Raw genomic sequence first — 18,761 nt, forward strand, 5'->3', positions numbered from 1 at the left:
TTGCGATTACGAAATAACCCCTGTATTAACAGGCACAGATAGAGCGTTGTATTTTGTATACAAGTGCTTCATTCAGAACAAAAAGGTATCTAGGTTATTTCTTCAAGCGCGAGGATAGTGCTTAACTTGCATATCAGGATGCCAACGTAGGTGGCATTAATAATACGTTATCAAAACTAAACCAATGAACTTAAACAGAAACAAAATAATAAAAAAATTCTTATGTTTATTTTGTTTTACCCATGTATTCCGTAAGTCCAAAAAGGTAAAAGAATGAAGCTTGATCGGCAGTTTAATGTGGCAGGAGTAACGAGTGGTTATAATAATATTAATTAATATTTATAGGGAGTGTTAACGTATTATCAAAGCAGAGGGGGGAACTAAACGGCTGAAGTGTGAACCGACGGAAGGAACATCAACACGATGAATACCACCTTCCCAAGAGGTAAGAAGATGGTTTCACCTGATCGGAGGCTATCTTGCAAATCGTCGGGAGCCAAAGACACAGAAAACTACACCAATCGTTACAATAACCATAAGGAAGCTTACAGATTCACCCAGCAAACTCGCAGCTAAAGCCAGTCCTAAAAAGGGTTGAAGTAATTGAAGCTGACCGACAGCAGCAATTCCTCCTTGTACTAAACCGCGATACCAGAAAATAAACCCGATCAGCATACTGAAGAGTGAAACATACCCAAGGCTTATCCAGGCAGGCATACTGACGTTTTTAAATGTATCCGGTATATATATCAATGTCAGAATCAGCATGATGGGTAATGAGATGAGTAAGGCCCAACATATCACCTGCCAGCCACCCAGTTCCCGGGAAACCTTTGCGCCTTCCGCATAACCAAGCCCGCAGACAATGACAGATGCCAGCATTAATAGATCTCCGGTCAGTGAAGCGCTTGAATCCTGAGTAAATGCGAACCCCACAACCAGTGCACTGCCGATGACAGAAAACACCCAGAAAGCAGGACGGGGACGTTCTCCTCCACGCCATACACCAAAGATGGCTGTTGCCAGAGGCAGTAAACCCAAAAATACAATGGAGTGAGCAGAAGTTATATATTGCAGTGCCAGTGCGGTGAGAAGAGGGAAGCCAACGACCACACCGATAGAAACGATAACCAGAGACGCGATTTGTTCTAACTTAGGGCGCTTTTCTTTTAAAATTAATAAGATGACCAGAGCCAATAAACCGGCAATGGATGCCCGGGCAACAGTCAGAAACACAGGGTCAAAATCCATTACTGCCACTTTTGTTGCAGGTAAAGAGCCACTGAAAATCAATACACCAAGAAAGCCATTAAACCATCCGTTCGTTCTATCCTGTTTCATGGTTAAACTTTTCATGTTTGTTCTGAAACCTCATGTAATTAGATTCTATACCAACTCGACTTCAAGATACGTGTCTATCTCCCCGCACCGCGGGGAAATATAAGAACTCACCTCATATTACCCGTTGTAACTTGGAGTTTATCGAGTATCTAACTGAAGCCTATAAATAAAATACTGACCAACCTGTGATAACGATAAATCATGATATTGCTCACATTCATGACAATCAAATTATTGTCATGAATACATTTCCGTACAAATCGCATATAAATCAGGCGTTATCATGAGAAATGCACTGAAACCGGAGGCTTTTTTTAATGGCACACTCTCGATATAAATTTATAGTTGATAAATTTGCTGCTGATATACGAACGGGCCGTTTGCCTCCCGGAACACGCCTGCCTACTCACCGACAGCTGGCTATCGATGAAAAGATGTCTTTAGTCACAGCAACCCGGGTTTATACTGAACTTGAAGCGATGGGACTCGTGAGTGGGGAGACAGGGAGAGGGACATTTGTCCGGGAAATATCATTACCTGCGGATTTGGGTATAGAACACCATGTAGCTTCAGATATGGTTGATTTAAGTTTTAACTATCCCTCTTTTCCCTCCCAGACAGAATTGTTGCGAAATTCCCTCCGCCAACTGGCGACTTCCGGCGATCTTGAAGCATTACTTCGTTACCAACCACATGGCGGGCGTTTGCATGAACGAACGGTGATAGCGCAATATCTGAAAACAAGGGGATTAAAGAGTATCACGACAGATAATACCCTTATCGTTAGCGGTGCTCAGCATGGTTTAGCCACAACAGTTATGGCTATGTTGAAACCCGGTGATGTAGTTGCAGTAGATACTCTGACTTACCCGGGTTTTAAAGCGCTGGCAAAGACTTATCATCTGGAGCTTGTTTCAGTTCCTGCGGGTAACGAGGGGACTGATCTGGATGCACTGGAAAAGCTATGTCAGCGTCGGCATGTGCGGGCGTTCTATACCATGCCTACATTACACAATCCATTAGGATGGGTGATGAGCCGGCAACATCGGCAACGTCTGGTGGCGCTGGCACGACAATATAACCTGCTGCTGATTGAAGATGGTTCTTATGCTTTTCTTGTCGAGAATGCACCGCCGCCCTTAGCGGAACTGGCTCCTGAATCCACAATCTATGTTTCTGGTTTTTCAAAAAGTATTGCGACCGGATTACGCGTTGGTTTTATTGCTGCTTCGGTAGAAAAGATCCCCGCACTTGAACGGATAATCAGGGTAACAACATGGAATACCCCGGCTTTAATTACCGCCATTACCTGTGAGTGGATCACTAACGGAATGATCACCCAATTAGAAGAAGATAAACGTCATGATGCACAAGCACGTCAACTCATTGTTAAACGCGTCTTTAAAGGGATGAGATATATCAGCCATCCATCATCCTATTTTGTCTGGCTTCCGCTGGATGAGGGGGTAAGGGCAGATCAGGTTACAATGGCTTTAATGAAGGAGCATATATCAGTATCCACAGCCGAGCCGTTTGCTACATCTTCATATGTGCCACATGCAATCCGTCTTGCTATCGGTTCGATAGAACAAAAATCCCTGCAAACGGTACTGGAAAAAGTAAAAAGCATTGTCAGTCTGTATTCGTGTTTATGAAATTCTGCATTTATAGTTTCTGAATGGAAACTAATATTCTGAAAACACGGATATCATCCCCGTGAATTTTTTAACAAACATCAAATATATTTTCCAAATGGAAACTATATTGCTGACAAAAATTGTCACTATCGGCTGTTAAAGTCAGATAAATCCATGTGTCTCAATAGTAAAAATGATACGGAGGGATTTATGAGTTTTAACAGTCGGGTAGCTATTATTACTGGTAGCACAAATGGGATCGGAGAAAAAGTTGCGGACATTTTATATGCAAAAGGGGCCAGTGTTGTCATTGCATCCAAATCTAAGTTTTCAGTTGAAAATAAGGCTAAATCCTTATCACCTGATGGTAGGCGCGCTCTGGGTATTCAGTGTGATGTGTCTGATCCAGCCCAAGTTCGCCGTTTAATTGATAACACAGTGAGTTATTTTGGAAGGCTGGATTTTGCAGTCAATAGTGCCGGAATAACAGGTGAACATAATAAAACCATACCAGAGCAAACACTGGAGAATTGGGATCGGGTTATTTCCACCACATTGAGCAGTGTTTTCTATTGCATGAAATATGAAATACCCAGCGATGCTGAAATCAGGAGGAGGGGCGATAGTTAATTTGTCAGCCGTTAATGGGTTCGTTGGTATTGCTGGCTTATCACCTTACACCGTAGCAAAGCATGGCGTGATTGGTTTAACGAAAACCGCCGCACTGGAATTTGCATGTAAGAATATCCGGGTAAATGCAGTTGCCCCTGGTTATGTTAGTACTCCAAAGGTAAATGAGCTTCCAGAAGAAGTATTACACCGCTTTTCAAACTGCCACCCCATGAAAAGAATGGCTAAAATGGAAGAAGTTGCTGAATTTATTTCATTTCTTTTATCAGGAAAATCCAGCTTTTGCACAAGGGGGATTTATCCTGTTGATGGAGGATATTTATCACAATAGTAGGGCGACTTGAGTAAAAAATTTAGACAGTGGCGGGATGATTTTCTCCTGCCATTTACCGTTAGCTGAATCACAGAAAGAAAAGCGTTATATGAAAACGGATAATCAGAACACTCATGATATTGCGATAACACCTTTTGGAGATGCATTGAGCAGGCTCCAGTGCGTTCTTGTTGCAAGAAGAACGATGGTAAACCCTGAAGGCGTTTCCTGGGCTCAATATGATGTATTACATTTACTCCGGCAATATCAATCCATGAACCCCGGCGTTATTGGCGAAAAGCTCGGTTTTACCCGCTCAAAAACATCGAAGATTTTACGCTCACTTAAAGATAAGGAGCTGGTTAAACAAGAATCGAGTGAGCATGATAAGCGCGAACTGCTCACTAAATTAAGCCCGAAGGGATTGGTATTCTTGCAGCGAACCGAAGCAAGTAAATGCAATATGGCTGATATTGTCACATCGCATATGTCTCAGGGCGAAATTGCTATATTTACAGAGCTATGCCATCGGGCAGCAGATCTTTTATCCGCGAATACACTCATTCGTAACGAATGATTAAATCCTATGAAGCAAAAATCACGTTTCGCTGTAAAAACGGGTTGAAACGTGATAATTGGCTTTGAATTAACACTTAGATGAACAGACACATCAAGATATTATTGACGTATTTTTCTTCATTAATTTTTAATGAGATAGGTTCCTTCCCATATACCTTGAATCCCATTTTTTCATATAAATGAATCGCTGAGACATTCTCTTCAACCACAGCTAATGATAACTTTTTAACGTTACTTTTTTTCAGTAATATTATTAAGTTATCCATTAGCTTTTCGCCAACTTTCAAACCACGATAACCCGGTTTGACATAAAAACCCCAGATAACTCCTTTATGTAAGGTTTTATAGTTGCTATTTTGCTGAAATCCAATCATACCAATTAACTCATTATTTAAATAAGCGCCCAAAATCAAAGAGCCCGTTATTCTGGTGATAAACTCCTGCTCATTTTTAGTTGATTCCTCTTGATACGTTGAACCAAAAGATTCGGGATTGATGTACAAAGATTCAAGCCGAAGTTCTCGGTAATCTTTAACGTCACTTTTTCCTAATACTCTGATAAGTGGTAACGATTCCATACCTGACACCTCAAATAGAAAAGGAAGATATGTGATAAACAAAATTTACCAGTCACGCATCAGAAACAGACCAATGCTATTTCATAATCAGTTGTGAAATTTATAAGACAAATAACTAGACGACCAGTCAGTATTATGATTATGATAAAAGCATTATGAAAAAATCTGCATCAGACACAAGGCAACATATTCTGGATGTTGCCAAATCAATTATCGCTCACAAAGGTTACACTGCCGTTGGGTTGGCCGAACTGGTCACAGCTGCCGGTGTCCCCAAAGGTTCATTTTATTACTATTTCAAATCAAAAGAAGAGTTTGGACAGATCTTGTTGAAGGAATATTTCAATGAATATTTGTCCAGGGCCAGAACGCTTTTATCCTCAACCGAAGGCACCGCTCGTGAGCGTTTGCTCAACTATTTCCGCGTCTGTTCTGAAATACAGACAACAGGCCAGCCTGAAGATAAATGCCTGACGGTTAAATTAGGGGCTGAGGTCTGCGACCTTTCTGAAGGAATGAGAACAATTCTTTGTCGAGGTACTGTCGACATTATCGATCAACTGACACAGTGTATTGAGTCAGGGCAGAGTGATAACTCTATCTCAGCGGATATATCGCCTCGCGTACTAGCTGAATCACTATATCAACTATGGCTGGGGGCATTTCTTGTCGCTAAAGTAGCTAAAGATACCGCTCCATTTGACTCCGCCATAGAGACGACCCAGCGGCTACTATCGTAGTCGCATTTTTTTTTATCTTTTTTGTAGACGACTGGTCAATTATTAAAGGAAATATTATGGCTGACAATAGTATTCGTACCGACCTTTTTTCACCGGTTAAGTTAGGAGAAATCGAGCTTGCTAACCGTATTGTTATGGCGCCATTAACTCGGACTCGTGTTAATGAAGAAGGGGTGCCGAACGAAATGATGGTGACCTATTATACCCAGCGCGCCAGCGCCGGTTTGATCATTTCAGAAGCAACCAATATTTCAGCTCAGGGACGAGGATATGCCATGACCCCCGGCATCTGGACTGAAGAACAGGTAACTGAATGGAAAAAAGTCACTAATGCCGTTCACGCAGTGGGTGGAAAAATAGTGATGCAATTATGGCATGTCGGCCGCTGTTCCCATGTTGATCTGCAACCTAACGGTGAATCGCCTGTAGCTCCCTCTGCTATAAAAGCAGCAGGAAATATTTATACCGTAAAAGGCTTGCAGGAAGCCTCGATGCCACGTGCCCTGAATACGGATGAAATTCCCGGCATTATTGAGCAATACAGGCACGCAGCAGAATGCGCCAAACGAGCAGGATTCGACGGTGTAGAAATTCATTCAGCCAACAATTATCTCTTGGAGCAATTCATACGCGATTCAACCAACCACCGAACCGATCAATACGGTGGATCTATTGAAAACCGGGTTCGTCTGGTTCTGGAAGTGGTAAAAGCTGTTACCGGCGTATGGGGAGATGGTCGGGTTGGCATCCGGTTGTCACCTGTTACAACCGAAGTCGGTGAAACTCCACTTGATAGCAATGTTATGGCGACTTATAGCTATCTGATCCGACAACTAAACCCATTCAAACTGGCTTACCTACATTTTGTGGAAGGAACAACAGGGAAAGACCGTCTGATTCCTGAAGGTGTTGATTTGGATGCTCTACGCTCTCTGTTTGAAGGAGCTTATATCGGTAATAATAATTATGACTTCGAAATGGCCATTTCCCGCCGTTCGGAAGGAAAAGTTGATGCAGTTGCATTTGGACGTCCGTTTATTTCTAACCCTGATCTGGTAAATCGCCTGCGTTATAATATTGAACTGACTGGTCTGGATCGTAATACCCACTACGGTTCTGGAGCAGAAGGCTATATTGACTGGCCGACCGCAAATTATTAGTTAGTTATCTGGCGGCTGGCTTATTTATAAAGTAAAGCCGCCAGATTTTTGCCCGAAAAAGAATACTCAGTAAGTAAATCCTAAATAGAGATAGATACTCAGTACAATACTGGCTGTCACAAGAGCGTAGGGCATCTGTGTACGGATATGTTCGATATGATCACAATCTGTTGCCATTGACGCCACTATCGCATCACCAGAAATGGGTGAAGTCATATCACCGAAAATAGAGCCGGAAATGGCCGCTCCAATCATATATTCCACCGGCATCCCAACCGAAAGGCCAAGTTGCACACCAATCGGGATCATAATCGCAAAAGTTCCCCATGATGTGCCGGTTGCCAGTGACATGATAGCGCTGATGACAAAGATAAAACCTACTGAGAATCCGACAGGGAGTACACCATGTGTGATCTGTGCAATATAAGCCCCCGTATTCAGATCAGCCGAAACTGTTCCCATTAAGAATGCCAGAATCATAATAGAGCTGATTTTCAGCATACTGGCATAACCAATATAAATTTCTTCAAAAAAGGTATTAATGGATAAAATCCGGCGGCCTAAGAACCAAAAGAAAGAAATAACCGTACCAAACATCACCCCCCAATAAACGGATGTTGAGCCACTGCCTTTGCTGAAATCCCCTTCGCCAGTAATATAGAGAGCGACAGGAACCATCAGCACTGTTGACAGAATAGGGATAAAAAAATTCAGAACACTGTTACTGTTAGGGTGCTCAATAACTTCATCAGATTCTGTTTCTTTGCTGTCCAGTGTTGGCGTATTGTGCTGATGCAAAGCATTCTGCTCTGCTTTTTTCATGGGGCCCCAGGAAATATTGGTAAAAATATAAAATAATATGCTGGCAAGTGAGAGCCAGGCCATCAGATTATATCCCAGAGAATGTATAACAATATCAAAAGGCTCACCTGAAATTAGCCCATTGGAAATTTGCACTCCGACTATTCCCATCATGACTGCGCCCCAGCCATTAATCATTGCCAGCGAGCAGACAGAAACACCGGCAGTCTGAATCAGATAGGACATTTTTTCAGGAGGAATGGCATACTTTCTGGCAAGGTTTTTGGTCGATGCACCGGCCACTAATTGGTTGATGGAACTTTCGATAAAAATAAGAGCAGAAATAATAATCGCCAGAAATTGTACGTTTTTCTTACTTTTAATAATTTTAGTTCGGTCAGTTAATAGTTGAACCAAAGCCCGTACACCGCCCGTGACAGTAACCAGCCGCATAATACCGCCAATCATTATCATAAAAATAACCGTTTTGGTATTTCCCGATGACGTAAAAGTATCAATTACTCCCTCGAGCGTACTTTTTATTCCCAAAACAATGTTGTGATCATGTATTACCGTGAACCCAACCAAAATCCCCAGCATCAATGACAACATCACTTGTCGGGTTAGAATGGCTAATATGATGGTGATGACAGGTGTAACAATCGTCCAGATTCCGTAGTCATGCATTTGTATTCTCTGATGTTTTTTGTTGGTTAATGAATAGGGAATGTAAAACATTAATGTATATGGAGCTCTAATATGAAGCCTAGCAATACCGAACAAGAATACCAGCTAATAGATATTTTTTTCTGTTAATTCAATATGATTGTGTAATTTTTTCTAATGACCTATATTAACCCTGAAGAATAATGGTAAGGAAAATTTATACTTTTATCTGACTAATGGGATAGGGGAAAAGAAAAAATGATATCGCAGAAAAGATCGGCTTTTTGGAATATAAATAGAACTCTGGGTATGTGTATAGCAGCACTATTTTTCACAATAATCTCAGCTAAAACTGTAAAAGCCGATATTACCGCCCCAATTGTTTACCTTGATCGCCAAACGCCTTCCGTATCACTTAATATCTGATGATCAATTTCTGATTGGTTTACCGAAGTAATAAAAACTCACCTCGATTTTCTTATTGATTTCAAATTACCGTGTAATTAGTGGCACTTTGAAATCAATTTTTTATCAAATAGTATCAGCTGTGTGATTTTTTATAGCACTGTGTATCGATACAAATCATGATTTAATTAAATACTTCCATAAGTTAATAATAAAAGAGTGATAACCGATTAATCACAATAAGGAGTATTTATGATAAAAATCATAAAAATGGCGACATTAATTATCTCGATAATAATAACCTCAAATTCTTTCGCCAAGAGTGAAACCAGAGCCAGAGATTTCGGCATTCCTTTTTCTGGCACAACTGGGAAATATAATGCAATTACCGATGTTAATGGTGTAACTGTTGGGTATTCAACCATGATCAAAGGTAATGGAAAACTGGAAGTGGGGAAAGGGCCGATAAGAACCGGCGTAACCGCAATATTACCCAGAGGGAAAAAATTCAGCCCAGTATTCTCCAGCATATTTTCTTTAAACGGGAATGGGGAAATGACGGGAAGCCAATGGGTTCAGGAAAGTGGTTTTCTGGAAACACCGATATTAATCACTAATACGCACAGTGTCGGTGTTGTCAGAGACTCAGCTATCAGCTGGCTGGTTGATAACCATCTGGTATCACCACTTAAGGATGATTTATTTTGGTTACTCCCCGTAGTTACAGAAACATGGGATGGGATATTAAATGATATAAATGGTATGCATGTAAAAAAAGAACATGTCTATCACGCATTGGATAGCGCTAAATCAGGAATGATAAAAGAAGGTAATGTCGGTGGTGGAACAGGCATGAACCTCTTTGATTTCAAGGGAGGCACAGGGACTTCATCAAGAGTTTTAGATAAAAAAGACGGCGGATATACTGTCGGGGTACTGGTTCAGGGGAATTTCGGATTCAGAGATGACCTAATTATTGCAGGAATTCCGGTTGGTCAAGAGATAAAGGATCTCATGCCGATATATCATGGAGATAAGAAAAAAATAAAGGATGCAGGTTCTATCATCGCTGTCGTTGCTACAGATGCCCCATTAGCACCTCATCAGTTAGAGAAAATAGCCAAAAGAGTCTCTCTCGGGCTTGCCAAAATAGGTGGCGTGGCCAGAAACACCAGCGGGGAAATATTTATTGCATTCTCCACCGCGAATAACGATGCATTTTCCAGAGAAGATATAAAAACAATTAAAATATTGCCCAATGACAAACTTGATCCTTTATATGAGGCAACTGTTAGTGCTACAGAGGAAGCCATTATTAATGCCATGTTTGCAGCTGAAACTATGGTTGGTAGAAATGGAAATACATCTTATGCCATCCCTAAAGACAGAGTTATAAAGATATTAAAACATCATAACTTACTTAGTCGAAACTGAAACAAAATTATTCAGATCTAATTTCTGTGTTTTTTATTTAAAAACTGCAAAGAATATAAAGGAGTAATAATAATGAAACCATACTTAGAATTACTCTGTTCTCCGGCTATTTGGGCAGAAGGCCCTGTTTGGCTACCAACAGAAGATGCAGTTATTTTCAGTGACGTAAAAGGGAATAGAATGTTTCGCTGGTCAGAAAATGATGGCGTTCATTTATGGCGAAAATATTCGCATTTTACCAACGGTAATACACTGGATAGAGAAGGGAGGATCATCAGCTGCGAACATGGCAGAAGAGGTATTTCCCGCACAGAAAAAGACGGAAGTGTTAACCTATTGGTTGAAAAGATTGACGGTAAAAGATTCAATTCACCCAATGATGTAGTTGTACGTTCTGACGGGACAATTTGGTTTACTGATCCGCCTTACGGAATTATTAACGATAATGAAGGATATAAATCAGAAAGCCAGATTATCGGGTGCTACGTATATTGTTATGATCCTGCTGATAACAGCATTTCTATCGCAGCCAGTGATACTCAACGGCCAAACGGTTTAGCATTTTCTCCTGATGAAAAATATCTGTACATTGCCGATATGTCTATCGTCGATTTTCCGAAAAATGGCAGACATGAACTACGTATCTATCCGGTACGGGATAAAGTATTAGGGATAGGTAAACATTTCGCTACTATCTCTCCGGGGTTTCCGGATGGTTTTTGTATTGATAAATCAGGTAACATTTATTGTAGTTGTGAAAACGGCGTTATCATTTTTGATAAATTTGGTACGAAAATAGATAAGATTGAAGTGCCAGAACGTGTATCAAACTGCACTTTGGGTGGCATTAATGGTGACCAGTTATATATTACAGCTACTACGTCACTATATCGGATATCTGTAACTCAGTTCATTAAAGGATGATGGAAGGGAAGAGTTAAGTTACTCCGAAATAGCAATTGGTAATTTATTTTGAGGGAAAAATGACAACATATAATGTAAATCCCGCAACAAGAACCGGTAACTTATCTCTTCCTGATGCTCGTACGCTTCACTGGTACGAGTGGGGACCAATCACCGGTAAACCACTTATTTTCTGCACCGGCGCTGGAATGAGCGGCTCACTGAGTTTCGGGGAACAAGAGTTGGAAAGATTGAATATCAGATTAATCGTGCCGGATCGCCCCGGTCTGGGGAATTCATCTTTACATTTCCATAAGACTTTAGTGAGTTTTGCCCAAGATGTTGCTGAGATACTGAAGCACTACGGGTTACAAAAGTGCATGGTTTTGGGTTTCTCTCAGGGAGCAGTATTCGCACTGACACTGGCAAAAATCTGTAAAGCGACAGGGCTGGCAATTGTAGCCGGGCAGGATCAGTTTAGTTATCCCGCCACTCAGCAACTGTTAAATCAGGATATTGTTAATATGGTGAAGCAAAGAAATGCCGAACCGGAAATATTAAAGCAGTGGGTTTCTCAGAATATCACTGCCGACTGGCTAATGAATTTTATTATGGCTCACAGTTCAGCAGTGGATTTGTCTTTGTACTCCCAGCCCAATTTTCTACAGGCTTATCGTCAGTGTTTAAATGAAGGTTTTTCCCAAGGGGCAGAAGGGTATGCCCAGGATCTAATGCTTACTTTTGGACAATGGCCTTTTGATCCTGAAGATATTACCTGCCCGGTACATTTATGGTATGGAAAGCAGGATGCCAGCACCGTTCACTCACCAGACTTTGGTGAAATTTTATCAACACGGTTCCCTCATGCAGAACACACTGTTTTCGATAATGAAGGAGGCTCTTTACTCTGGCGTAAATCAAAAGACATTCTTGAAAAACTGGTCTTAACATACGTATAAAATTGAGGCAAGCAGCGCTTTTCGCGCTGCTATACGAATTAACAGATAAGGTAGCAATCTTATGACAGCATTTCAGAGTCACGAAGTCCGCTCGGTATTTGAACATTATCCTCAAGAATATCAGCAACCACTATTGAAAATAAGAGAATTAATATTTGATGTCGCGTCAAAAACAGAAGGGGTTGGCGTGATTACTGAAACTTTGAAATGGGGTCAGCCCAGTTACCTAACTCTTGAGACAAAGGCTGGAACTACAATCCGGCTGGACCGTTTCGGGGATACCCATGTGGCTATCTTTTTTCACTGCCAGACAACATTAATTGATACATTCAGAACACTCTTTCCTGAGTTAATTTATTCAAAAAACCGGGCAATAATTTTAGACCCTTACGCCGATTTACCAGTAAATGAGTTAAGCATATGTATTGAGATGTCACTCACTTATAAACTGAAGAAAAAAAGATAAAAATCAGGAGATACCCGTTGAATAATCAATTCACGGATATAGATTTGTGCGAAGCGCTATCAACTATTTTCGTAGATAATGAAGTTGATTATGAAGAAATTGCTTCTGTCGTAAAATATTTTTCTATTGAACATGCAAAAACTGTCTTTTTCGAATGGGTCGCTCCTGTATGTTACACCAATGGCTTTACTCCCGTACCTTATATATGGACCGTGTTTGAGCGCGAACAGCTTTGGGAAGATATTCAATCTTTTCATAAACAACGGGCTATGGCGGGGATAGTGGGTAAAATAAAAACAAAGATAAAATTATTTTTATTACGTAAGTATTTTGAAGATGATTGGAAAAAATTACAAAGATCACTGACGGTTTTAAGTAATTAACTTATAAAACAAATGGGTAACTTAATATCTTTTGTTAGACTATAGCGCTTACTATAGTCACAAGAAGATTTTTATGATTTATTTTACTTCCGATACTCATTTTTGCCACTCCAGCATCATAAACTTATGCGGGCGACCATTTGAAAGTGCACACCATATGAATAACGCCCTGATACACAACTGGAACGCTTGTGTTACTGATCGGGATGAAATTTATATTTTAGGTGATTTTCTTTATCGTGGAACTGGAGCAGATGCGAATAAAATACTCCGTCGGCTTAACGGTAAAAAATATCTGATCCGCGGTAATCATGATAAGTTTTTGAACGATCCAGACTTTGATATTTCGATGTTTGAATGGGTAAGAGACTACTACGAAATGGATTATCAAAAACAAAAAATTGTGATGTTTCACTACCCAATTCTCGAATGGCAGGGCTATTTTCGTAATGCGATTCATCTTTATGGTCACGTTCACAATGCAGGTAAAGATCCTGACCAATACAAACGATTAAGCATACTCGGACCAAGAGCTATTAACGTTGGTGTTGATGTTAATAATTTTTTTCCCATTAGCATTAACCAAGTACTGAAAAAAGCTCAAGAATAAGTATTGTATACTTTCAAGTTGTTTCTTTGTTGGCTGCACTCGTTCACCCTGGTATAAACATACGATTATCTATGTTGCTAGGGGGTAACGAATATCACAACCGATTAAGACTCAAGCTATTATTTTTAATAAAATCAATAAAGCACCGTAACCGGGGGGAAAGCGTCTGGTTACGGTAATAAACTGCATTAATCGGCTGTCTTTGCTCAAAAGTGATATGAGAAAGTATCTGTTTAAATTCACCGGATTCTCTCATTTCATGAGTCATAAAATCAGACATACATACGATCCCGACTCCTTTTCGGGTCAGATTACATAATACTTCACCACTACTTGCAGCAATTGTTGGGGTAATTTTGATCCCCTTTTTATCACCATGAAGAAGTGGCCATTCGTTGAGATTTTCTGGTGCAGTAAACCCGAGCAGACAGTGCTGTTGTAATTCTTCAACCGTTTTTGGTTCACCAAAACGTTCTAAATAGAGGGGGCTTGCCAGAACTCGCAGTTTACTGTGACCTAACAAGGTCGCGTGCAGAGAGGAATCACTCAGTGTTCCAATGCGAAAGGCAATATCAGTCTGCTTTTCCAGTAGATCCGTTACACCTTCATAATTAGTCAGTTCCAGCGCTATCTGTGGGTATATTTCGTGAAATTGAGCAACCAGTGGTGTAATGACATGTAGTAGAAAAGGGGTCGCTGCATCTACTCGTAACGTTCCGGAAGGAATATCTTTGTGACTCAGCAATACTTCTTCCGCTTCTTGCGCCAGTTTCACCACTTCCCGTGCTTTTTGTAGAAATGCAGCGCCTTCCTCGCTTAACTTTATACGCCGGGTAGTACGGTATAACAAAGTACTGTCCACTTTTTCTTCAAGCCGCAACAACGCTCGGCTGGTGGCAGAAATAGTGAACCCCAGCCATTCAGCCGCTGCGGTTATTGAGCCGCTGTCCACTACAGCAATAAACACCCGCATCTCTTCCAGAGTAATTTTCATTTTCGCATTTCAGTCAAAAGTTTTTCTCATATTAGTCAGTGTTTATGCAAATATCAAACTGACATAATCACCCTCACTTACAGTGATGTCGTGTCAGCAATTACGCTGAGATTAAAGATATGAGGAAATTATGCGAACGAGCACCGCTCTGTTATCACTTTCTGTTGGGGCATTTGCTATCGGGGCCACCGAGTTTTCACCAATGGGTATGTTGCCGGAGATAGCTTCAGATCTGGCAATTTCTATCCCCACCGCCGGTATTCTGGTGATGGTCTATGCAATTGGTGTGATGTTGGGTGCGCCGGTAATGACCTTGTTACTGATTAAACGTTCCCCGAAAGCCGCTCTGATTTTTTTAATGAGCATTTTTACCGTAGGAAATATCTTGTCAGCGTTATCACCTGATTTTTCCCTATTACTTATTGCCCGTTTTGTCACCAGTCTAAATCATGGCGCATTTTTCGGTATAGGCGCCTTGGTAGCAACCCGAGTAGTCGAAAAGGGGAAAGAAGCCAGCGCAATTGCCAGCATGTTTATGGGCTTGACTATCGCTAATCTCGGCGGTGTTCCGGCGATTACGCGCTTATCTCAAGTACTGGGCTGGCGGGAGGCTTTTTTCCTGATCAGTGTATTGGGATTCATTACCATGATTTCTCTGTTATTGGCGCTCCCACGAGGAATGCAGGGACAGCCGCTCAATTTACGCCGTGAACTACAGATTTTATTGAAACCCGTCGTATTGACGACGCTATTTTGTACGGTGCTTGGGGCCAGCGCTATGTTCACTTTCTATACTTATATTGTGCCAATGTTAATGACGCTCTCTCATGTCGCAGAAACACAGGTCAGTATAATGCTGGTGCTGGTTGGTGTGGGGTTTACCGTCGGGAATTATATCGGTGGTATTCTGGCTAACCGTTCCGTATCCAAAACGCTTTATGGATTATTTGCATCACTGTTCCTGATTATGATGTTATTTCCACAAATCGCAAAAGACACGATTACTGGCGGTATCATATTAGTGCTTTGGGGAGCGGCTAGCTTTGGTGTTGTCCCGCCATTACAGCTAAAAGTAATGCAGGTTGCATCTGAAGCTCAGTCATTAGCTTCTTCTGTCAATATTGGCGCATTTAATCTGGGTAATGCCATCGGTGCTGCATTGGGGGCAACTGTTTTATCACTGGGGTTAGGGTATGAAATGGTCAGTTATTCGGGGGGTTTTGTTGCGCTCGTTGGGTTGTTATTACTGCTGATAACAGACCAAAAAACACAATCACTGACATTATCGATTAACAAAAGAAAAGAGTAGTCTGCTATCTGTATACCCGCCTGAATCAGGCGGGTAGTATCATAGAAAAAGTACCATGGAAAAACTACGGAGCAACATGATATCTTCCGGCTATTCCTAACCTATTCAGGGCGTTCATCATAATAGCCAGCCACTCAATTGCCGCAACCTGTTTATCGCTCCATACCGTTGCTGCTTTTTGATAAACATCATCGGGAATATGATCATTTTGTATTTCTGTTATCGCCTCCACTAATAACAGGGCAGCCCGTTCCTTTTCTGTAAAATATTCTGTTTCCTTCCAGGCTGGCAGCACGGCAACTTTATCGATAGATTCGTTCTGTTGTAAGGCATCTCGGGTATGCAACCTGACACAATATGCACACCCATTAATCTGGGATATACGTAATTTTATCAGATGGCAAAATCCTTCACTAATACCGGAAGAGACGGCTGATTTATCGATTTCAGCATTCACTATTTTCAGTTGTTGATAAATATTGGGGAAACTTTGTACTAAAGAAACTCGTGTCATCATGCTTTCCTTTTAGACTGCGATTAGATGAAAATAATCCTAAGATATATAGGTTTCACTTTTTGACACTTTTAAACATTTCTGCTGAAAAAAATTGTTAGTACCTTATTTATCAACACGGCTGTGTGGTTACTTAATCGAATTCAACCATACCACTGATACAGTCAACAACGTCACCAGAAATCCAGATGCCATCTTCATCTGAAGTGATATAAATCCAGCCATCTCGTTCAATACATCGTCCTTGTCTGGCGATATAATTTGCTGGTAATTTCCCATGTGGTATCAACCACTGAGCAAAAGCTGCGTTCAGACTGCCAGTCACCGGATCCTCCTCAGAAATTGAACCACATAAGCCCCTAACTTCCAGACTTACCTGATTTCCTTCAGGATAAATTGCACACAAACCAATCTCATAGTTTTTCAGTGGTGCATAATCAGGTTGTATTTCCAAAAGTTTATCGACAGATTTCAGTAAGATGCCAAGCCAGCCGGGGCCATTATCTATCCACTGACACAATTCAACATCATCAGCAGTAATACCAAGTCCTTTCAGGATAGTAGCAATGATATCATCAGCTACATCACCTGTTCTTGCCAGAGGAGGGGCCATAAATGCCAACCGTCCGTTGAGCTGTTTGATAGTAATTAAACCTGCTTCACATTCCTGAATAATCGTTGTTTTATCTTTCTGATTATTGGCTTTCTGCCATACATAACAAGAACCTAGTGTTGGGTGCCCAGCAAAAGGCAGTTCGCCCGCAGGAGTAAAAATTCTGACTCTGTAATCTGCATCAGGATGAAGCGGTTTAAGTAAGAAAGTGGTTTCACTCAGATTGGTCCACTTAGCAAACTGAGCCATTTGCTGTTCAGTCAGGTTATCGGCACCAACCACTACGGCCAGTGGATTACCCTGTAATTTTTTATCGGAAAAAACATTAACCTGTTCAAATAATAATTTCATTATTCACTCTGTTTTATAATTTAAACCATCAACAAGTGGTTCTCTATTTTTTATAGCGCGGTATAACCTCAATAAAAATACACATTGAGTTACGTATTTTTATGACATTAAAAAATAAGATAAAAAAGACTTGATCTCAAGTTAACCTGAGGTTTTAGAGTATGACACATTAATTAATGGAGATAAATAAGGAGAATGATAATGCCATTGAATATAATTACTGCCTATCGTAAATCAAATGCATTATTTGCCTTTGTTGACAGTAAAGCACCATTATATTTAAGTACTGAGAAGGGTAAAACAGTGGAACAACTTGCTAGGCTATGCAATGTCTATCAGGATAGATTTCACAGCCTATTGAATTACATGAAAAAACTTAATATCTTAATAAAAAAAGAGGATAAGTTTTATCTTACTGAACAATGGGCATCACTCAATGATCAGAATAGCTTTGAAACACTATATATCAAGTTCGAATTAGATCCCGTATTCTGGAATACTTGGTCACAATACAGTTCGTCTTTAAAAAAACCGAATAAAAAATCCGCTTTCGAGCTTACCCATCATGAGTCATTCTTTGACTATCTCAATAATGAAAAGCATAAAGATATTAAAACGACTTTTGATAACTTAATGGGAGAAATGACGAATAAAACAAATAATCATATTATTGATTATATTCCTCTGGATGGTATTAAGACATTTATTGATATCGGAGGGGGTGTTGGTAATTTCGTAAAAAACATAAAAACTCACCATCCACATATTCAGTGTCATGTCATGGATCAATATAATTTCACCAAAAAAGAATCAGAGGAAATTACTTTTATTAATGGTGATTTCTTTTCTGAAATTCCATCCAGCTATGATGCTTATAGCATAAAAAATGTATTGGATGATTGGCCAGATGATCAAGCTATCGATATTTTGAAGAATTGCCATACAGCAATGCGTGATGATTCAGTTTTATATCTTATCGATATAATTAAAGAACCACATGAAGCAACTTCATTTGATTTATACATAGATACCCTTTTGTTAGGAAGAAGGCGGTATCAGTCCGACTTTGAATTTATGGTAAAACAAGCTGGGTTATCTATTAAAAATATCTATAATTTAAATTTTTCCACAGAGAATGGAAATTATTATCTTTTTGAAATTAAAAGATAAATTTACTTTTAATACTGCGCTCCAGCCAGGGAGACAGCTCTGATTAAGTTTTTTTTCATCCCGGAGGGGTAGTAATAAAGATAGTATTACTATGACCTCCGGCGATTAACGATTGGTATTTTTTCGCTTAAATGATAATGTGACTACAATTCAAAACATACAAAGGAGTCATTAGGTGTCATCAATCCAGACAGAGATAATTCCC

The 18,761-nt window shown here is 40.3% G+C and carries 20 protein-coding genes; 14 read left to right on the plus strand and 6 right to left on the minus strand.

Going from position 1 to position 18,761, the window contains the following annotated elements; all coding sequences use genetic code 11:
• Positions 1–474: 474 nt before the first annotated feature.
• The gene (locus AACS92_RS04720; RefSeq protein WP_169926567.1) at positions 475–1,356 is read right to left on the minus strand and encodes a DMT family transporter; all 882 of its coding nucleotides are present in this window, start codon (positions 1,354–1,356) and stop codon (positions 475–477) included.
• Positions 1,357–1,658: 302 nt separating this feature from the next.
• Here AACS92_RS04720 and AACS92_RS04725 point away from each other — a divergent pair, with 302 nt between their 5' ends.
• The 4 genes from AACS92_RS04725 (at position 1,659) to AACS92_RS04740 (ending at position 4,498) form a co-directional block, all read left to right on the plus strand.
• Positions 1,659–2,996: an aminotransferase-like domain-containing protein gene (locus AACS92_RS04725; RefSeq protein WP_099110188.1), complete on the plus strand. Its 1,338-nt coding sequence runs from the start codon at positions 1,659–1,661 to the stop codon at positions 2,994–2,996.
• Positions 2,997–3,188: 192 nt separating this feature from the next.
• Positions 3,189–3,608, plus strand: a complete 420-nt coding sequence (locus tag AACS92_RS04730; RefSeq protein WP_255398493.1) for an SDR family NAD(P)-dependent oxidoreductase — start codon at positions 3,189–3,191, stop codon at positions 3,606–3,608.
• Between the two features lies 1 nt (position 3,609).
• Positions 3,610–3,939, plus strand: coding sequence for an SDR family NAD(P)-dependent oxidoreductase (locus AACS92_RS04735; RefSeq protein ID WP_255398494.1), 330 nt, complete (start codon positions 3,610–3,612; stop codon positions 3,937–3,939).
• 91 nt (positions 3,940–4,030) lie between these two features.
• On the plus strand, positions 4,031–4,498 hold the full coding sequence (locus AACS92_RS04740) for a MarR family winged helix-turn-helix transcriptional regulator (RefSeq protein ID WP_099110277.1): 468 nt from the start codon (positions 4,031–4,033) through the stop codon (positions 4,496–4,498).
• A gap of 76 nt (positions 4,499–4,574) precedes the next feature.
• Here the strand turns inward: AACS92_RS04740 and AACS92_RS04745 are convergent, their stop codons facing one another.
• Positions 4,575–5,078, minus strand: coding sequence for a GNAT family N-acetyltransferase (locus tag AACS92_RS04745; RefSeq protein WP_099110189.1), 504 nt, complete (start codon positions 5,076–5,078; stop codon positions 4,575–4,577).
• A gap of 155 nt (positions 5,079–5,233) precedes the next feature.
• Here AACS92_RS04745 and AACS92_RS04750 point away from each other — a divergent pair, with 155 nt between their 5' ends.
• Together AACS92_RS04750 and AACS92_RS04755 are read left to right on the plus strand one after the other, a co-directional pair.
• Positions 5,234–5,818 carry a TetR/AcrR family transcriptional regulator gene (locus AACS92_RS04750; protein ID WP_099110190.1) on the plus strand — a complete coding sequence of 195 codons (585 nt, stop codon included), beginning with the start codon at positions 5,234–5,236 and terminating at the stop codon, positions 5,816–5,818.
• Positions 5,819–5,874: 56 nt separating this feature from the next.
• A complete protein-coding gene (locus AACS92_RS04755; protein ID WP_099110191.1) occupies positions 5,875–6,978 on the plus strand; it encodes an alkene reductase in 1,104 nt (367 codons plus the stop codon).
• A gap of 66 nt (positions 6,979–7,044) precedes the next feature.
• Here the strand turns inward: AACS92_RS04755 and AACS92_RS04760 are convergent, their stop codons facing one another.
• Positions 7,045–8,466: a Na+/H+ antiporter NhaC family protein gene (locus tag AACS92_RS04760; RefSeq protein WP_099110192.1), complete on the minus strand. Its 1,422-nt coding sequence runs from the start codon at positions 8,464–8,466 to the stop codon at positions 7,045–7,047.
• A gap of 636 nt (positions 8,467–9,102) precedes the next feature.
• Here AACS92_RS04760 and AACS92_RS04765 point away from each other — a divergent pair.
• The 6 genes from AACS92_RS04765 (at position 9,103) to AACS92_RS04790 (ending at position 13,605) form a co-directional block, all read left to right on the plus strand.
• The gene (locus AACS92_RS04765) at positions 9,103–10,284 is read left to right on the plus strand and encodes a DmpA family aminopeptidase (protein WP_099110193.1); all 1,182 of its coding nucleotides are present in this window, start codon (positions 9,103–9,105) and stop codon (positions 10,282–10,284) included.
• A gap of 72 nt (positions 10,285–10,356) precedes the next feature.
• The gene (locus AACS92_RS04770; protein WP_099110194.1) at positions 10,357–11,208 is read left to right on the plus strand and encodes an SMP-30/gluconolactonase/LRE family protein; all 852 of its coding nucleotides are present in this window, start codon (positions 10,357–10,359) and stop codon (positions 11,206–11,208) included.
• A 59-nt stretch (positions 11,209–11,267) separates the two neighbouring features.
• The gene (locus tag AACS92_RS04775) at positions 11,268–12,146 is read left to right on the plus strand and encodes an alpha/beta fold hydrolase (protein ID WP_099110195.1); all 879 of its coding nucleotides are present in this window, start codon (positions 11,268–11,270) and stop codon (positions 12,144–12,146) included.
• 61 nt (positions 12,147–12,207) lie between these two features.
• Positions 12,208–12,612, plus strand: a complete 405-nt coding sequence (locus tag AACS92_RS04780) for a DUF1801 domain-containing protein (RefSeq protein ID WP_099110196.1) — start codon at positions 12,208–12,210, stop codon at positions 12,610–12,612.
• 17 nt (positions 12,613–12,629) lie between these two features.
• Positions 12,630–12,995: a DUF7079 family protein gene (locus AACS92_RS04785; RefSeq protein ID WP_099110197.1), complete on the plus strand. Its 366-nt coding sequence runs from the start codon at positions 12,630–12,632 to the stop codon at positions 12,993–12,995.
• Positions 12,996–13,068: 73 nt separating this feature from the next.
• The gene (locus tag AACS92_RS04790) at positions 13,069–13,605 is read left to right on the plus strand and encodes a metallophosphoesterase (protein ID WP_099110198.1); all 537 of its coding nucleotides are present in this window, start codon (positions 13,069–13,071) and stop codon (positions 13,603–13,605) included.
• A 94-nt stretch (positions 13,606–13,699) separates the two neighbouring features.
• Here the strand turns inward: AACS92_RS04790 and AACS92_RS04795 are convergent, their stop codons facing one another.
• Entirely contained in the window at positions 13,700–14,599 is a 900-nt protein-coding gene (locus AACS92_RS04795) for a LysR substrate-binding domain-containing protein (RefSeq protein ID WP_099110199.1), read from the minus strand.
• Positions 14,600–14,729: 130 nt separating this feature from the next.
• Here AACS92_RS04795 and AACS92_RS04800 point away from each other — a divergent pair, with 130 nt between their 5' ends.
• The gene (locus AACS92_RS04800; protein ID WP_099110200.1) at positions 14,730–15,908 is read left to right on the plus strand and encodes an MFS transporter; all 1,179 of its coding nucleotides are present in this window, start codon (positions 14,730–14,732) and stop codon (positions 15,906–15,908) included.
• Positions 15,909–15,972: 64 nt separating this feature from the next.
• On the opposite strand, the gene AACS92_RS04805 is transcribed toward AACS92_RS04800, so the two are convergent.
• Both AACS92_RS04805 and AACS92_RS04810 read right to left on the minus strand, forming a co-directional pair.
• Positions 15,973–16,425 (minus strand): carboxymuconolactone decarboxylase family protein, encoded by a 453-nt coding sequence (locus AACS92_RS04805; protein WP_241537947.1) that lies wholly within the window; start codon positions 16,423–16,425, stop codon positions 15,973–15,975.
• Between the two features lie 130 nt (positions 16,426–16,555).
• Complete coding sequence (locus tag AACS92_RS04810; RefSeq protein ID WP_099110202.1) at positions 16,556–17,386, minus strand: PhzF family phenazine biosynthesis protein; 831 nt, start codon at positions 17,384–17,386, stop codon at positions 16,556–16,558.
• Between the two features lie 201 nt (positions 17,387–17,587).
• On the opposite strand from AACS92_RS04810, the gene AACS92_RS04815 reads away from it, so the two are divergent.
• Positions 17,588–18,556, plus strand: a complete 969-nt coding sequence (locus AACS92_RS04815; RefSeq protein ID WP_193756933.1) for a methyltransferase — start codon at positions 17,588–17,590, stop codon at positions 18,554–18,556.
• Positions 18,557–18,761 lie beyond the last annotated feature (205 nt).

The organism is Xenorhabdus sp. KJ12.1 (genome assembly GCF_963876495.1).
In the GTDB taxonomy this organism is placed as follows: domain Bacteria; phylum Pseudomonadota; class Gammaproteobacteria; order Enterobacterales; family Enterobacteriaceae; genus Xenorhabdus; species Xenorhabdus stockiae.

Bases quoted from the DNA above. Each gene is read 5' to 3' on its own strand.
- AACS92_RS04720 (WP_169926567.1), bottom strand. From the start codon at position 1,356: ATGAAAAGTTTAACCATGAAACAGGATAGAACGAACGGATGGTTTAAT.
- AACS92_RS04725 (WP_099110188.1), top strand. From the start codon at position 1,659: ATGGCACACTCTCGATATAAATTTATAGTTGATAAATTTGCTGCTGAT.
- AACS92_RS04730 (WP_255398493.1), top strand. From the start codon at position 3,189: ATGAGTTTTAACAGTCGGGTAGCTATTATTACTGGTAGCACAAATGGG.
- AACS92_RS04740 (WP_099110277.1), top strand. From the start codon at position 4,031: ATGAAAACGGATAATCAGAACACTCATGATATTGCGATAACACCTTTT.
- AACS92_RS04745 (WP_099110189.1), bottom strand. From the start codon at position 5,078: ATGGAATCGTTACCACTTATCAGAGTATTAGGAAAAAGTGACGTTAAA.
- AACS92_RS04750 (WP_099110190.1), top strand. From the start codon at position 5,234: ATGAAAAAATCTGCATCAGACACAAGGCAACATATTCTGGATGTTGCC.
- AACS92_RS04755 (WP_099110191.1), top strand. From the start codon at position 5,875: ATGGCTGACAATAGTATTCGTACCGACCTTTTTTCACCGGTTAAGTTA.
- AACS92_RS04760 (WP_099110192.1), bottom strand. From the start codon at position 8,466: ATGCATGACTACGGAATCTGGACGATTGTTACACCTGTCATCACCATC.
- AACS92_RS04765 (WP_099110193.1), top strand. From the start codon at position 9,103: ATGATAAAAATCATAAAAATGGCGACATTAATTATCTCGATAATAATA.
- AACS92_RS04770 (WP_099110194.1), top strand. From the start codon at position 10,357: ATGAAACCATACTTAGAATTACTCTGTTCTCCGGCTATTTGGGCAGAA.
- AACS92_RS04775 (WP_099110195.1), top strand. From the start codon at position 11,268: ATGACAACATATAATGTAAATCCCGCAACAAGAACCGGTAACTTATCT.
- AACS92_RS04780 (WP_099110196.1), top strand. From the start codon at position 12,208: ATGACAGCATTTCAGAGTCACGAAGTCCGCTCGGTATTTGAACATTAT.
- AACS92_RS04790 (WP_099110198.1), top strand. From the start codon at position 13,069: ATGATTTATTTTACTTCCGATACTCATTTTTGCCACTCCAGCATCATA.
- AACS92_RS04795 (WP_099110199.1), bottom strand. From the start codon at position 14,599: ATGAAAATTACTCTGGAAGAGATGCGGGTGTTTATTGCTGTAGTGGAC.
- AACS92_RS04800 (WP_099110200.1), top strand. From the start codon at position 14,730: ATGCGAACGAGCACCGCTCTGTTATCACTTTCTGTTGGGGCATTTGCT.
- AACS92_RS04805 (WP_241537947.1), bottom strand. From the start codon at position 16,425: ATGATGACACGAGTTTCTTTAGTACAAAGTTTCCCCAATATTTATCAA.
- AACS92_RS04810 (WP_099110202.1), bottom strand. From the start codon at position 17,386: ATGAAATTATTATTTGAACAGGTTAATGTTTTTTCCGATAAAAAATTA.
- AACS92_RS04815 (WP_193756933.1), top strand. From the start codon at position 17,588: ATGCCATTGAATATAATTACTGCCTATCGTAAATCAAATGCATTATTT.